The sequence below is a fragment of the Nonomuraea sp. NPDC048892 genome (assembly GCF_040649735.1).
GTDB lineage: Bacteria > Actinomycetota > Actinomycetes > Streptosporangiales > Streptosporangiaceae > Nonomuraea > Nonomuraea maheshkhaliensis.
The window spans coordinates 59,207-71,553 of record NZ_JBEZFZ010000018.1; the positions used below are offsets into that span (position 1 = coordinate 59,207).

15 protein-coding genes are annotated in these 12,347 nt (G+C 71.9%); 11 read left to right on the forward strand and 4 right to left on the reverse strand.

Annotated elements, in window-relative coordinates:
- The first annotated feature begins 55 nt into the window (after nucleotides 1–55).
- Entirely contained in the window at nucleotides 56–580 is a 525-nt protein-coding gene (locus AB0C28_RS40255; protein WP_357850086.1) for a CGNR zinc finger domain-containing protein, read from the forward strand.
- Nucleotides 581–646: 66 nt separating this feature from the next.
- Here AB0C28_RS40255 and AB0C28_RS40260 read toward each other — a convergent pair whose 3' ends face one another.
- Nucleotides 647–1,336: a type 1 glutamine amidotransferase domain-containing protein gene (locus AB0C28_RS40260; RefSeq protein ID WP_358080584.1), complete on the reverse strand. Its 690-nt coding sequence runs from the start codon at nucleotides 1,334–1,336 to the stop codon at nucleotides 647–649.
- A gap of 33 nt (nucleotides 1,337–1,369) precedes the next feature.
- Entirely contained in the window at nucleotides 1,370–2,437 is a 1,068-nt protein-coding gene (locus AB0C28_RS40265) for an alcohol dehydrogenase catalytic domain-containing protein (protein ID WP_357850080.1), read from the reverse strand.
- 191 nt (nucleotides 2,438–2,628) lie between these two features.
- Here AB0C28_RS40265 and AB0C28_RS40270 point away from each other — a divergent pair, with 191 nt between their 5' ends.
- The 4 genes from AB0C28_RS40270 to AB0C28_RS40285 all read left to right on the forward strand — a co-directional run bounded on the left by AB0C28_RS40270 (nucleotide 2,629) and on the right by AB0C28_RS40285 (nucleotide 4,955).
- Nucleotides 2,629–2,991, forward strand: coding sequence for a hypothetical protein (locus AB0C28_RS40270; RefSeq protein ID WP_357850077.1), 363 nt, complete (start codon nucleotides 2,629–2,631; stop codon nucleotides 2,989–2,991).
- Nucleotides 2,949–3,311: a hypothetical protein gene (locus AB0C28_RS40275; protein ID WP_358080586.1), complete on the forward strand. Its 363-nt coding sequence runs from the start codon at nucleotides 2,949–2,951 to the stop codon at nucleotides 3,309–3,311. The genes AB0C28_RS40270 and AB0C28_RS40275 overlap by 43 nt, the downstream gene beginning before the upstream one ends.
- Nucleotides 3,312–3,382: 71 nt before the next feature.
- On the forward strand, nucleotides 3,383–4,099 hold the full coding sequence (locus tag AB0C28_RS40280) for a hypothetical protein (protein WP_358080588.1): 717 nt from the start codon (nucleotides 3,383–3,385) through the stop codon (nucleotides 4,097–4,099).
- Between the two features lie 28 nt (nucleotides 4,100–4,127).
- Nucleotides 4,128–4,955: an integrase gene (locus AB0C28_RS40285; RefSeq protein WP_358080589.1), complete on the forward strand. Its 828-nt coding sequence runs from the start codon at nucleotides 4,128–4,130 to the stop codon at nucleotides 4,953–4,955.
- 28 nt (nucleotides 4,956–4,983) lie between these two features.
- On the opposite strand, the gene AB0C28_RS40290 is transcribed toward AB0C28_RS40285, so the two are convergent.
- Together AB0C28_RS40290 and AB0C28_RS40295 are read right to left on the reverse strand one after the other, a co-directional pair.
- Nucleotides 4,984–5,370, reverse strand: coding sequence for an STAS domain-containing protein (locus AB0C28_RS40290; RefSeq protein ID WP_358080591.1), 387 nt, complete (start codon nucleotides 5,368–5,370; stop codon nucleotides 4,984–4,986).
- A gap of 274 nt (nucleotides 5,371–5,644) precedes the next feature.
- Nucleotides 5,645–6,397 carry an SDR family oxidoreductase gene (locus AB0C28_RS40295; RefSeq protein ID WP_358080592.1) on the reverse strand — a complete coding sequence of 251 codons (753 nt, stop codon included), beginning with the start codon at nucleotides 6,395–6,397 and terminating at the stop codon, nucleotides 5,645–5,647.
- Nucleotides 6,398–6,491: 94 nt separating this feature from the next.
- Between AB0C28_RS40295 and AB0C28_RS40300 the strand changes: the two genes are divergently transcribed.
- The 6 genes from AB0C28_RS40300 to AB0C28_RS40325 all read left to right on the forward strand — a co-directional run bounded on the left by AB0C28_RS40300 (nucleotide 6,492) and on the right by AB0C28_RS40325 (nucleotide 12,245).
- Nucleotides 6,492–7,100, forward strand: coding sequence for a TetR/AcrR family transcriptional regulator (locus tag AB0C28_RS40300; protein ID WP_357850059.1), 609 nt, complete (start codon nucleotides 6,492–6,494; stop codon nucleotides 7,098–7,100).
- 94 nt (nucleotides 7,101–7,194) lie between these two features.
- Entirely contained in the window at nucleotides 7,195–7,767 is a 573-nt protein-coding gene (locus AB0C28_RS40305; RefSeq protein WP_358080594.1) for a PadR family transcriptional regulator, read from the forward strand.
- Nucleotides 7,764–8,507 carry an ABC transporter ATP-binding protein gene (locus AB0C28_RS40310; RefSeq protein WP_357850052.1) on the forward strand — a complete coding sequence of 248 codons (744 nt, stop codon included), beginning with the start codon at nucleotides 7,764–7,766 and terminating at the stop codon, nucleotides 8,505–8,507. The genes AB0C28_RS40305 and AB0C28_RS40310 overlap by 4 nt, the downstream gene beginning before the upstream one ends.
- Before the next feature lie 5 nt (nucleotides 8,508–8,512).
- Nucleotides 8,513–10,312: an FtsX-like permease family protein gene (locus AB0C28_RS40315; protein WP_358080596.1), complete on the forward strand. Its 1,800-nt coding sequence runs from the start codon at nucleotides 8,513–8,515 to the stop codon at nucleotides 10,310–10,312.
- A 249-nt stretch (nucleotides 10,313–10,561) separates the two neighbouring features.
- The gene (locus AB0C28_RS40320) at nucleotides 10,562–11,107 is read left to right on the forward strand and encodes a DUF3040 domain-containing protein (protein ID WP_357850046.1); all 546 of its coding nucleotides are present in this window, start codon (nucleotides 10,562–10,564) and stop codon (nucleotides 11,105–11,107) included.
- Nucleotides 11,043–12,245, forward strand: coding sequence for a ferritin-like domain-containing protein (locus AB0C28_RS40325; protein ID WP_358080598.1), 1,203 nt, complete (start codon nucleotides 11,043–11,045; stop codon nucleotides 12,243–12,245). Before AB0C28_RS40320 ends, AB0C28_RS40325 begins: the two co-directional genes overlap by 65 nt.
- Nucleotides 12,246–12,347 lie beyond the last annotated feature (102 nt).

Here is a 12,347-nt window from a genome sequence, read left to right on the forward strand (position 1 = left end):
ACTCAAGCATGGCCTGCTGTAACCTGTCAAGGAGACTTTGGAGGTTAGGTTCGTCATGGTGATCGATACCGACGAGAAGCTGCTCCTCGACCTGCTGAACACCACGCCCGTACACGAAGGACAGCCGTCCGACCTGCTGGCAGACCCCGCCGACGGGCTGCGCTGGCTCTCCGCGCACGGTCAGCCGGCCTCGGAGGAGGAGTGGCGCGCCGCGCTGGACGCCCGCTCGGCACTCCAGGACGTCGTACGCGGCGACGCGCCCCCCGCCGCGCTCGCCCGCTTCGTCGAGGGCGTGTCGTTCCTGGCCTCGCTCGGCGGCGAGGGGGACGAGGGGATCGAGTGGACCCCGCGGTTGCCCGTCGGGCGCGTCGCGGCGGCGCGCGCCGTACTGACGTGGGACGCGCTGCGCGTGTCCGGCCCAGGGCGGCTGCGTGCCTGCGCCAACGACGAGTGCCGGCTCTTCCTGATCGATCACAGCAGGCCGAACAACGCCCGATGGTGCTCGATGGCCGGCTGCGGCAACCGCATGAAGGCCAGGCGCCACTACCAGCGCACCCGGCAGGGCAAGACGGACGGTTAGCGGCGGCCGAAGCCGGTCACGAATGGTCAACGGACGGCCGGTGGCCGAAGCCGGCTCGGTGGCGGTTCACAGCACCTTGAGCAGCCGCCCGGCCAGCTCCGCCGACGAAGCGGGATTCTGCCCGGTGAACAGGTTGCCGTCGGTCACCGTGTACGGCCGCCACATCTCGCCCTTGCTGAACTCCACGCCAAGAGCGACCAGCTCGTCCTCCAGCAGCCAGCGCGCCATCGGCGCCAGCCCGACCGCGTTCTCCTCCTCATTGGTGAACGCGGTCACCCGCCGGCCCGCGAACGGCGACCGGCCGTGGATCCGGGTGGCCAGCATCGCGGCCGGGGCATGGCAGACGATGCCCAGCGGCTTGCCGGAGGCCAGCGCCGCTGTCAGCAGCCGGCCGGCGTCCGCGTCCTGCCACAGATCCTCCATGGGGCCGTGGCCGCCGGGAAGGTAGAGGGCGTCGTAGTCGTCCAGGCGGGCGTCCGGCAGCATGATCGGCCGCCGCAGCGCCTCCGCCGACCGGATCGTCTCCTCCAGGCCGAGCGCCGTCTCCGCGCCTCCGGCCAGGTCGGGCCGCAGGCTCATCATGTCCACGTACGGCACCACCCCGCCGGGAGTGGCGACCGTGATCTCGTGCCCGGCCTCGGTGAACGCACGGTACGGGGCCACGAACTCCTCGGCCCAGTACCCGGTCGCGTGCCTGGTGCCGTCCTTGAGCGTCCAGTACGCCGCACCGGTCATCACGAACAGGAACTTCGCCATGACATTTCCCCCTCGATCTGCGCTGATGGCAGATCAGTCGAAGACGACGACCACGCGGCCGATCACGTGGCCCCGGCCCAGTTCGTCCAGCTTGTCGTTGATGTCGCCGAGGCTGATCGGAGTGACCGTGTGCTTGACCCGCCCCTGGCCGGCGTAGGCGAGCACCTCGGTGAGGTCGTTGTGGTTGCCCCAGAAGGATCCGGAGAACGTCCGCTCACCCGACACGAACGGGAACACCGGGAACTCGACGCTGTCACCCATCAGGCCCACCGACACGAGCGTGCCCTCGGCCGCCAGGAGCGCGGCGTTGAGCTCCAGTGACTGCGAGGCGCCCGAGCAGTCGAGCGCGGCGTCGATCTCGCCGCGGCCGGTCAGCTCGGCGAGCTCGGCCCGTACTTGATCAGGCGTCTTGCCGCGGGTGTTGATCGTGTGGTCGGCGCCGTTCTCCCTGGCCAGCGCGAGCTTGGCGTCGTCGCGGGCGAAGGCCACCACGGTGGCTCCGCCGCCGAGCAGGCGCGCGTACTGCACGCCGTAGCCGCCCAGCCCGCCGATCCCGCTGACGGCCACCGTGCGTCCGGGCGCCAGCCGGCCGGCGGCACGCAGCCGCTTCATCCCCCGGTACGGGGTCAGCCCGGCGTCCACCAGCGGCGCGAGGTATTCGGGCTCCAGGCCCGCGTCCGGGTCGATCCGGATGAGATGACGGCTGGGCACGTTGACGTATTCGGCGAAGCCTCCCGGCGGGCCGAAGCCGATCCAGCCGCCGCTGCCGGTGCACAGCTGCTCATTGCCCTCGTGGCACTGCCGGCAGGTGCCGTCGCCCCAGGCGGGATAGACGACCACCAGGTCCCCTTCCGCCAGGCCCGCCGAGGCGGGAACGTCGGCGCCGAGCCGCTCGACCTGGCCCGCCACCTCGTGGCCGGGAATGTAGGGGAACGTAAGGTCGATCGGGAAATATCCGTCGATGAGTTGGTAATCGCTCCGGCACATCCCCGTCGCCCGGACCTTGACGAGGACCTCCTCGGGGCCGGGTTCGGGAATCGGTACCTCGTCGATCTGCAACGGCTGCTTGAGGCCGTGCATCCGGGCCGCGTACATGCTCATGATGCCTCCAGATCCGGTATGGATCACTGCGGCTGCGAAATTCGCCGTACATTCCTCAAATTAGCGACAAACGCCACAAATCAGACAAAATTCCGTGTAAATCTCGGTCTCCGGAAAAATGCGGCCGCGGCCGGGCGCCGGAGGGTGGAAACGTCGTCCCGTCGTGATCTGCGACCAGCATGATCATCGGCGTGAAAGACGTGATCTTGTGCTTCGTCGCCGACGGCGTCGTCCTGGCGACCGGCACGCCGGCGCTGGCCGCCCCCAAGGACCCGCTCGCCGCCCTGCGCGCCCAGCTCTCACCCGGCAAAGGGGTGACGCTCAAGCAGCGGACCGTCGGCAAGTCCGCCTCCACCCTGGCCCGCTCGGGGCGGGTGCGGTTCGACCGGCGCGGCATCGCCGCCTCCGACCTCACGGCCAAGCTGAACGTGAGCGGCGGCGACGACGAGCAGGACGACACGGCAAGACCTGGTTCAGGCAGTCGCCGGGCTGGACGTGCGGGACGACCGCCATGTTCGGCGACTTCGTCAACGCCGCCGAGCCGAGCACCCTGAAGGCCCTGCTGTCCCGTTCCGCCCGCAAGGGGACGACATACACGGGCAGCATGAGCGTCAAGGACCTGCGCCGCGTCTCGGCGTGGACCAGGGACACCGTGTGGTGGGAGCTCGCCCCCGGCGTCAAAGTGCACTGGACGCTCGTATTGGGCCCGTCCGGCCTGCCCCGTACGCTGACCACCAAGCTCGCCGACGCGAAGGTCGGCATGAGCGCGATCGGGATGAAGACCACCTACTCCGCACTCCGGCCGCGTTCGCAAACCCTGGGGCCTACCCCGCCGAAACAGCTCAAACATCTTCCCGATGGGAACGGCGGCTAGTGCCAGGACTACCTCCAGGTCTCACCCGCGCGCCCGTGTGCGCGGGCCCGGCCGGCACTTGGATGGTCGGCATGACAGACACACGTTCGATTCCCGGCCGTTGGGCCGAAGGCACCGGCGCGGTGCTGGGGCCCCTGCTGCTCATCGCGGCGGTCCTCACCCGGATCGGCGCGGACGACTTCTTTCCCGGCCAGCTCGCCGCCTACGCCGCCGATCCGGGACGGATGGCCGTGTCGTACGGGCTGTTCGCCGCCGGCGTGGTGCTGCTCTGGCCGGCCACCACGGCGCTGGCCCGGCGCATCGCCGTGACGCATCCCGGCTGGGCCGGGTGGGGCGCCACGCTGGTCGTGCTCGGGCTGTTCGGGCGGGTCTTCCACGCCGGCGTGAGCCATCTGGCGTTCCAGATGGTGGACGAGCTTGGGCTGGAGGCGGCACGGCGGGCCGTCGCGGACACCTACGGCGCCTTCCACGTCTTCAAGGCGACCTCCGTCTGCATCATGGGTGGCTGGATCGTGCTCGCCGTCGGCGCCTTCCGCGCCAGGGCGTTCGGCGCGGGTCCGTTCGGTGTGGTCAGGTGCGTGGCGCTGGCGCTGGGGCACGCGCTGCCGCTGGGCGTGCTGAAGGGCAGCAGCGACCCGATCTCGCTGCTCGCCCTGGCGGGGCTCGCCGTCGCCCTGGTGCCCTTCGGGCTCGGGCTGCTGCGGAACGGCCCGGCCCCCCGCTGGTGGGCCGTCGCCCTCACCGTCGCGCTGGTGCCGGGCGCGTACGTCGTCGGCATGTTCGGCTGACCGCGGGGACGCTAGCGCCGATGGTTGGATGGTCGGCACGTTGATCGGCGGGAGGATGGCGGGCATGCGGGTGTCGATGGCGAGCGTCGCGGCGCGCTCCGGCCGCGTCAACGAGGACTTCACCGGCGCAGTCCCGACCGGGGCGGTGCTGGTCGACGGCGCCGGCATCCCCGGCGCCGAGGCGACGTGCCGCCACGGCGTCGCCTGGTACGCCTCCCGCCTGGGCGCCACCCTCCTCGCCCTGCTCGCGTCAGGACCCGACCGCGGCCTGCGCGAGCTGCTCGCCGAGGCCATCGAGCGGGTGACGGACGCCCACCGCGGCACCTGCGCCGTCGCCGACCCCATCGGCCCTTCGGCGACCGTCGCCATGCTGCGCGTTTCCGGCGGCGTCCTCGAATACCTCGTGCTCGGCGACTCGTTCCTCGTGCTCGACCGGGCGGACGGCGCGCCGATCGTCGTCACCGACCCGCGCGAGGTGGTCATCAGCAGCTCGTACGTGCCCGCGCTGGAGGCAGCGGGACAGGGCACCGACGCATACCAGCGGATCCTGAACGACCTGCGCTCCCACAGGAACGCGCCGGGCGGTTTCTGGCTGGCCAAGGACGACCCGCGGGCGGCCGGCGAGGCCGTCACGGGAAGTTGCCCGATCGTGGAGCTGTCCGGCGCCGTCCTGCTCAGCAACGGAGCCGCCCGCCTCGCGGACGAGTTCAGGACCGGCTGGCCCGAGGTCCTGGCCGTGCTGGCTTCGGACGGGCCCGCCGAGATCATCCGCCGCGTCCGGCAGGCGGAGGCCCGCCACGCGGTACGGCCGGACGACGCGACGATCACCCACTGCACCGGCCTCGGCGAGCAGTGAACGTCACCGGCCCAGGGCCGCGACGGGCTCAGCCGAGGTCGGCGACCAGGGACGGGGCGAGCGCGGCGGCGGCTTCCGCCATGTTGTCGTAGATGTCCAGGGTGTCCCAGACCCCGGTGATCTGAAGGAGCCGTGCCGGCAGATCCTGTACGGAGGCCAGCCGCAGGCTGCCCGCCCCCGCCAGGACGTCGGCCCGCACCCGCAGCAGCACGTGCAGCCCGCTGCTGTCCATGAACGTGAGCCTGTGCAGATCCAGGATCAGCGGCCGGCCGGGCCGCCACGCGCCGGCGATGGCGGACTCCAGGCGCCCGGCGTTGGTGGCGTCGAGTTCCCCCGCCACGGTGACGTGCACCCCGGCGGGGGAGAGGCGGCTGTTCACGCTGAGCGTGGTGGGCATGGCCGTCGTCCTCAGCATGTCGGCGAGTGCGCGCGGTTGACGGGCATGAGCAACCCCCGGGGGAGTAGGTCGGCCTGATGCGGACGGCTTTTCACCGTCACTCCCGAGGCTACGCCGGAACTCCGTTACAGGAAAGAGGATTCGTCAATTTGCGGTGAGGTAATCCTCGGATGAGGCGGCGCTCGGATGAGGCGGCGCTCGGGTGCGGCGGTCGGGTGCCGGCGATGCTCCGGTGCGGCGCCGCTCGGGCGGAGCGGCGCCCCGATGGAGCGGCGCTTCGTCGAAGCGCTGCTCAGAGGTGCATCTCGCCACCGTCCACGACCAGGTCGGCGCCCAGGAAGAAGCTGCCCTGGTCGGAGGCGAGGAAGGCCACCACGTTGGCGACCTCGTCCGCGCGCCCGATCCGGCCGAGCGGGACGGCCTCGATGAAGCGTGCCTTGGCGCGGGCCGCGTCCTCCGTCCCCTCGGCCACCCCGTCGAGCCCGGGCGTGTCGATGGTGCCGGGGGAGATCGCGTTGACCCGGATGCCGCGGTCCTTGAGCTCGTTGGCCCAGGTCCTGGCGAAGGATCGGATCGCCGCCTTGGAGGCCGCGTACGCGCCGAACGCCGCGACGCCGTCGCCGGCTCGTACCGAGGAGTTGAGTATCACCGACGCGCCGTCGTTGAGCAGCGGCAGCGCCTTCTGCACCGTGAACAGCGTGCCGCGGAGGTTGACACCGAGGATCTGGTCCAGGTGCTCCTCGGTGGTCTGTTCCAGCGTCGCGAACGAGGCGGCGGCGGCGTTGGCGAACAGCACGTCCAGGCCCCGGCCCCGATCCCTGACCGCGGCGTAGAGGCGGTCCAGGTCGGCCGGCTCCGCGATGTCGCCGGGCACGGCCGTCACCGCCGCCGGGCCCATGCTCTCCACCGCCGCGTCGAGGACGGTCTTCCTGCGCCCGGTGATGAACACGTGCGCGCCCTCGGCCACCAGCCGCCGCGTCGTGGCCAGGCCGATGCCCGTTCCGCCGCCGGTGATGACGGCGGTCTTGTTCTCCAGCGTTCCCATGGCTCTCACCTCGTCATATTTATGCATCGATCGGTACAGAAGTCGACGATAGCACTTCCGCACTGTCCGGTACAAAAAGCGGTAGACTCGCCTCATGCAGACCCAGGGGAAGGCGCCGATCGGCCGGCCGCGTGGCTTCGACCCGGACGAGGCACTCGACCGGGCCATGCGCGTCTTCTGGGAGCAGGGCTACGAGGGCGCCAGCCTCACCGACCTGACCAGGGCCATGGGCATCAGCCGCACCAGCATGTACGCCGCCTTCGGCAGCAAGGAGGAGCTGTTCCACCTGGCCCTGCGGCGCTACAACGACGGCCCCGCCGCGTACGTCCCCCGGGCTCTGGAGGAGCCGGTCGCGCGGCAGGTCGCCGCCGCCTTCCTCGCCGGCGCCGTCGAGGCCACCACGCGCCCCGGCTGCCCCGCCGGCTGCTTCGGCGTGCAGGGTTCGCTGGCGGCGGGCGAGTCCGGCCGCGGCGCCCGCGACACGCTGGCGGCTTGGCGCGACAACGGCGTCACGCTGCTCAAAGAACGGTTCCAGCGGGCCGTGGACGAGGGCGACCTGCCCGCCGGGTCCGATCCCGGGCTGCTCGCCCGCTACCTCATGACCGTGGCCAACGGCATCGCCGTCCAGGCCGCCGGCGGCGTCGCCCGCGACGACCTCGAACTGGTGGCCGACCTGGCCCTGCGCCAGTGGCCGCCCGCCTGAGGGCGCTGCCCTCGGCGTAGAACGTTCCATTTCGCGCTGTTTTGACACCTTCTATGGGTAACCGCTATCTATTGGCCAACCGTTAGGGGGTGTCATGCAGGACGCGGTGCTGGCGATGCTCGCCAAGGAGCCGTTGCACGGGTACCAGCTGCAAGCACGGCTGCGGCGCAGCCTCGGCCCGCTGGGCGAGTCGATGAACCGGGGGCAGATATACGTCACGCTGGCCCGGCTGGAGCGAGCGGGCCTGGTGACCTCCGAGCGCGAGGACGGCCTGCCCGAGCGGCCCGAGCGCAAGGTCCACGCGCTGACGCCGGCCGGGCAGCAGCGGGTGGCCGCCTGGCTGGCCGAGGTGGGCTGGCCGAAACCCGACCTGGCGGAGTTCCATCTCAAGCTCGCCGCCGCCGCGGCGGCCCGGCTCGCCGACCCGGTGGAGCTGGTGGCGGCCCAGCGCCGCGAGCTGCTGCGCCGCCTGCGCGAGGCCCAGCAGGCGGCGCTGGCAGAACCGGCGCACACAGAGTCGGCGCGAACAGAGCCTGGGGGGATGGCGGGGCCGGGCGCGGGCCTGCTGCTGGAAGGGGTCATGCTCCGGATGCGAGCCGACCTGCGCTGGCTCGACGCCTGCGAACGAGCCTGGTCCAGGGCCGACGACGAAGCCGAGGACAAATGAACGGGTCGAATGCCGCCGCGGTCGTGACCCGCGGCCTGGTGAAACTGCACGGCCAGGGCCAGAGCGGGGTCCGCGCCGTGGACGAGATCGACCTGGAGGTGCCCCAGGGCCAGACACTGGCGATCATGGGCCCCAGCGGCTGTGGCAAGTCCACACTGCTGCATTTGCTGGGCGGCCTGGAGCGGCCGTCCGGCGGAGAGGTGTGGCTGGCCGGGCGGCGCGTCGACACGCTGAGCGAGCGAGCCCTGGCCCGCCTGCGCCGCCGTTCGGTGGGATTCGTCTTCCAGGCCTTTCACCTGATGGAGGAGCTGACGGCGGCGGAGAACGTGGAGCTGCCCGCGCTGCTGGCCGGCCGCTCACGCCGCCAGGCCAGGCGGCGGGCCGGCCGGCTGCTGGAGCGGGTCGGGCTCGCCGCGCGCGCCCGGCACCTGCCCGCCCAGCTGTCGGGCGGGCAGCGCCAGCGGGTCGCCGTGGCCCGCGCCCTGGTCAACGACCCCCTGGTCGTCCTGGCCGACGAGCCCACCGGCAACCTCGACAGCGCGGCCACCCACGACGTGCTGCGCATCTTCGGGGAGCTGCGTTCAGCCGGGCAGACGTTCGTGATCGTCACCCACGACGAGCGGGTGGCGGCCACGGCGGACCGGCTGATCTCGATGCGCGACGGGATGTTCGTCGACGACCTGCGGATGGCCGCCGCCCGCCCGCGCGGGCTCGGCGGGCTGATCGGGCTGGGGGACTGAACGCCATGGGCTCCCTCGTGCTCATCCTGCGCCTGGTGCCGGCCGACGTGCGCCGGCACCGGCTCCAGGCGGCGATGCTGCTGCTCGCGGTGACCGTGGCCACCGCCACGATGGCCCTGGGCCTGTCACTGAACGGCGTGAGCGACGCGCTGTACGAGCAGACCCGCGCGGCCACCGCGGGACCGGACGTGGTGGTGCTCTCCGGCGAGTCCGGGCGCGCCGTGACCTCGGCCCTGTCCTCGCTGGCGCGGGATCCGCAGGTCACCGCCCACCACGGCCCCTACCGCATCGTCTACGCCGACCTCGCCGTCCGCGGCCGGATCTCCAACGTGGTGGTGCACGGCTTCGCGGAGCGGCCGGGCGCGGTCAACCGCCCGCTGACGACCTCGGGCCACTGGGTACGCCCCGGCGGCACCGTACTCGAACGCGGCTTCGCCACCGCGCTCGGCGTCGGCGTCGGCGACCGCGTCACCATCGCCGGCCGGTCGTACCCCGTCGTCGGGATCGCCGTCACCGCGGCCACCTCCGTCTACCCGGGGGCGGCGCAGATCGGCCCCGGCGGCGCGGGCAGCGACTACAGCGGCCTGGCCTGGATGACCACATCGGACGCCAAGACACTCGCGGCCTCCCATGACCTGCCGGTGACCCTCGCCCTCGACCTCGCGCTGCGCGACCCCGCCCGCGCCGAGACCTTCCGCGAGGCCCACCGAGAGGCCCACCGCGAGGCCGGTCTGCGGCTGAACTTCCACCCCTGGCAGTTCACGGCCAGGCAGGACCTGACCCTGCTCAGGAGCAGCCAGCCGATCCTGGTCGTCGGAAGCTGGCTGATCGGCTTCCTGGCGATCACCGGGGTGGCGGCGCTGGCCGCCGGGCGCGCCGCCGCGCAGACACGCAGGGCCGGGCTGCTCAAGGCCGTCGGCGCCGGCCCCGGCCTGATCGCCACCGTGCTGCTCACCGAATACCTGGCGCTGGCGCTGGCCGGCGACGCGCTGGGGCTGTTGATCGCCCGGCTGAGCGTGCCCGCCATCGCCAGCCCCACCGACAGCCGGATCGGCGACGCGGCCGGGCCCGGCACGGCCGCCGTCGTCACCGCGACCCTGCTCGCCGTGGCGGTGGCGGTGCTGTCCACGCTGCGCCCCACGCTGCGGGCCATGCGCACGGCGACCGTCACGGCGCTGACCGCCACCGCCCGCCCGCCCCGCCACCGTCCCCTGCTCACCGCGCTGTCCGCGCTGCTGCCCACGCCGCTCCTGCTCGGGCTGCGGCTGACCGCCCGCCGGCCGGGCCGCGCCGTGCTGCAGGCGTGCTCCACCGCCGTCACGGTGATCGCGATCGTGGCCCTGCTGACCCTGCACGCCCAGACGGAGCGGGGCTACGGCCTGGGCGGCTCCTCCGTCCTGCCCAACCTGCGCGGCGAGCACGACCGCCGGCTCATGCTCGCCGTCGCCGTCCTGCTCATCACGCTCGCCGTGGTGAACACCATCACGTTCACCTGGACCACGGCCATGGAGGCCGAGGCGAACATGGCCGTCGCGCGCACGCTCGGCGCCACCCCCGGCCAGATCTCCGCGGGGCTGTCGGCCGCCCAGCTCCTGCCCGCCCTGCCCGGCGCCGTCATCGGCATCCCCCTGGGCCGCGGCCTGCTCTCGATCTTCGCCGCCAGGAACGCGGTGGAGGCGCCCTCGTCCTGGCTGCTCGCGGGCGCGCTCGCGACCCTCCTGGCGACGGCCGCGCTCACCGCCCTGCCCGCCCGCCTGGCGGCCCGCCGCCCCGTGGCGCGAGCGCTCAGCGCGGGAACCGGCTGATCACCCGATTCCCGATCACCGGGGGATGAACCGGGAATCGCTGGGTATGCAGCACAACATTCCGGTGAGGAGAACGCGTACCGATCGACGATGATCCGTGCCCTCACCCCCGCTCGGCGCCGGTGACCGACTACGCCTGTGACCGTATTTGACGTCACTGGGCCTGATGGGACGGGAGCCTGACATGACGACGACCAAGCCCGGCGGCCGGCCGCCGTTGCCCTCGTCCGGCTGACGCGGTGCCCGGCGATGGACCTGTCGGACCGGGAACGCCGGATCCTGGGCGAGATCGAACAGGAACTCCGCCGCGGGGACCGTGCCTTCGTCCGCCGCGTCGAGTCGCTCAACGCCGCCTGCCGCAGGGCGGGGGCGCAGCGCTACGCCGCCCACACCACCTGGCGGGAGCTCTGGTGCGTGCTGCTGGTGGCCCTCGGCCTGGCCGCGCTCGCGGTCCTGCTGGTCCTGTCCGCCGGCGGCGTCCGCGCTCCCGCGCCGCCGTCCGTGCCCGCGCCGAGCCACGCCCTGGCGCCGATGCCCGCGCTCAGGCCCGTCTCCCGCGCCCGCTCGGGCCCCGCCTGGACCACGAGCGGAGCCGGGCGGAGACCGGCGCATGTCGCGATCCTTACCGAATGCGGAGCTTTCGCCGAGGGCGGCCAGAGGTTGCTCCGGGAAGCCTCGGGTAGGCGGGCGGACCGCGGCATTCCGGACGAGCGCGAAGGAGCGCATGGACATGACCTTCAACCCGTTGCGGGAGCGGGGCATCCCGCTGGACAAGCAACTGCGCAACTGGCGTGAGCTGAACGTCGTCCCGATCGATCCCGACCACGCCGATCCCTACACCAGGTGCCGGATCATCACGATGAACGGGATCGAGGTGGAGGCGATCATGTTCAGCCACCACCTGGCCCGCCACTGCCCGGACCCGGAGATCAAGCAGCAGCTGGCCCGGGTGCGCTACATCGAGGCGCAGCAGCAGAAGGTGGTCAACTGGCTGCTGCCCGGAGTGTCCTCGGTGCTGGAGACCACGATCGCCTACGAGCAGGTGGCGGTCGACCTGACCGCGTGGGTGGCGCGGATGGAGCCGGACTCCTACCTCAAGCAGGCCTACCAGTTCGGCGTGCTGGAGGACTTCGACCATCTCTACCGCTACGCCAACCTGTACGAGATGATCGAGCACCGCAAGGCGGAGAAGATCGTCGACGGGGTGACCGAGGTGATGCCGGGCCGGCCGACGTACCTGCATCATCGCGACCCCGTCGACAACGTGCGCGAGCCCTACGACCGCTCCAGCACGGCGCCGATCTCCAAACTGCACGCCCTGACGATCATGTCGGCCGAGCAGCAGACGATGAACTTCTACATGAACGTCGGCCCGACCGCGATGGAGCCGATCGCCCGGCAGCTCTACCAGGAGATCGGGATGATCGAGGAGGAGCACGTCACCCACTACGAGTCGCTGGTCGACCCGGGCGAGAGCTGGTGGGAGATGCTGCTCAACCACGAGTACAACGAGTGCTACCTGTACCACTCGTTCATGGAGACCGAGTCGGATCCGAAGGTGAAGGCGATCTGGGAGCTGCACCTGAACATGGAGCTGGAGCACCTGCGCCTGGCCGCCGAGCTGTTCAAGCGGCTCGACGGCCGTGACCCTGAGCAGGTGTGCGCGCCCGAGCTGCCGGCGCCGGTGACGTTCGAGCCGAACAAGGCCTATCTGCGGGAGCTGCTGGCCACCCAGATCGACCTCACCACGCTGGGCACCGGGTACGTGCAGGAGGCCCACGAACGCTTCGAGAAGATGCAGGAAGCCCTCATGGGCGGCGAACCTGCCCCCTCGGAGCGGGTCATCGACGACAACCGGGCCGTCTCAGGCCACGAGTACCGGCTGCAGACCGAGGGCGAGCACCCGGTCGGCAGCCTGGCCGCCAAGCGCTGACCCACCCGGCCCCGACCCGCCTCCCCGCCGGGGAGGCGGCCGTCCCGATGATCATCGAACTCACAGCACGTACGGGAAACGCCGGTTCGCGGATCGGACAAG

Coding starts and splice junctions, on each gene's coding strand:
- AB0C28_RS40260 (WP_358080584.1), bottom strand. CDS start 1,336: ATGGCGAAGTTCCTGTTCGTGATGACCGGTGCGGCGTACTGGACGCTC.
- AB0C28_RS40280 (WP_358080588.1), top strand. CDS start 3,383: ATGACAGACACACGTTCGATTCCCGGCCGTTGGGCCGAAGGCACCGGC.
- AB0C28_RS40300 (WP_357850059.1), top strand. CDS start 6,492: ATGCAGACCCAGGGGAAGGCGCCGATCGGCCGGCCGCGTGGCTTCGAC.
- AB0C28_RS40315 (WP_358080596.1), top strand. CDS start 8,513: ATGGGCTCCCTCGTGCTCATCCTGCGCCTGGTGCCGGCCGACGTGCGC.
- AB0C28_RS40285 (WP_358080589.1), top strand. CDS start 4,128: ATGGTCGGCACGTTGATCGGCGGGAGGATGGCGGGCATGCGGGTGTCG.
- AB0C28_RS40305 (WP_358080594.1), top strand. CDS start 7,195: ATGCAGGACGCGGTGCTGGCGATGCTCGCCAAGGAGCCGTTGCACGGG.
- AB0C28_RS40320 (WP_357850046.1), top strand. CDS start 10,562: ATGGACCTGTCGGACCGGGAACGCCGGATCCTGGGCGAGATCGAACAG.
- AB0C28_RS40275 (WP_358080586.1), top strand. CDS start 2,949: ATGTTCGGCGACTTCGTCAACGCCGCCGAGCCGAGCACCCTGAAGGCC.
- AB0C28_RS40265 (WP_357850080.1), bottom strand. CDS start 2,437: ATGAGCATGTACGCGGCCCGGATGCACGGCCTCAAGCAGCCGTTGCAG.
- AB0C28_RS40325 (WP_358080598.1), top strand. CDS start 11,043: ATGACCTTCAACCCGTTGCGGGAGCGGGGCATCCCGCTGGACAAGCAA.
- AB0C28_RS40290 (WP_358080591.1), bottom strand. CDS start 5,370: ATGCTGAGGACGACGGCCATGCCCACCACGCTCAGCGTGAACAGCCGC.
- AB0C28_RS40310 (WP_357850052.1), top strand. CDS start 7,764: ATGAACGGGTCGAATGCCGCCGCGGTCGTGACCCGCGGCCTGGTGAAA.
- AB0C28_RS40295 (WP_358080592.1), bottom strand. CDS start 6,397: ATGGGAACGCTGGAGAACAAGACCGCCGTCATCACCGGCGGCGGAACG.
- AB0C28_RS40255 (WP_357850086.1), top strand. CDS start 56: ATGGTGATCGATACCGACGAGAAGCTGCTCCTCGACCTGCTGAACACC.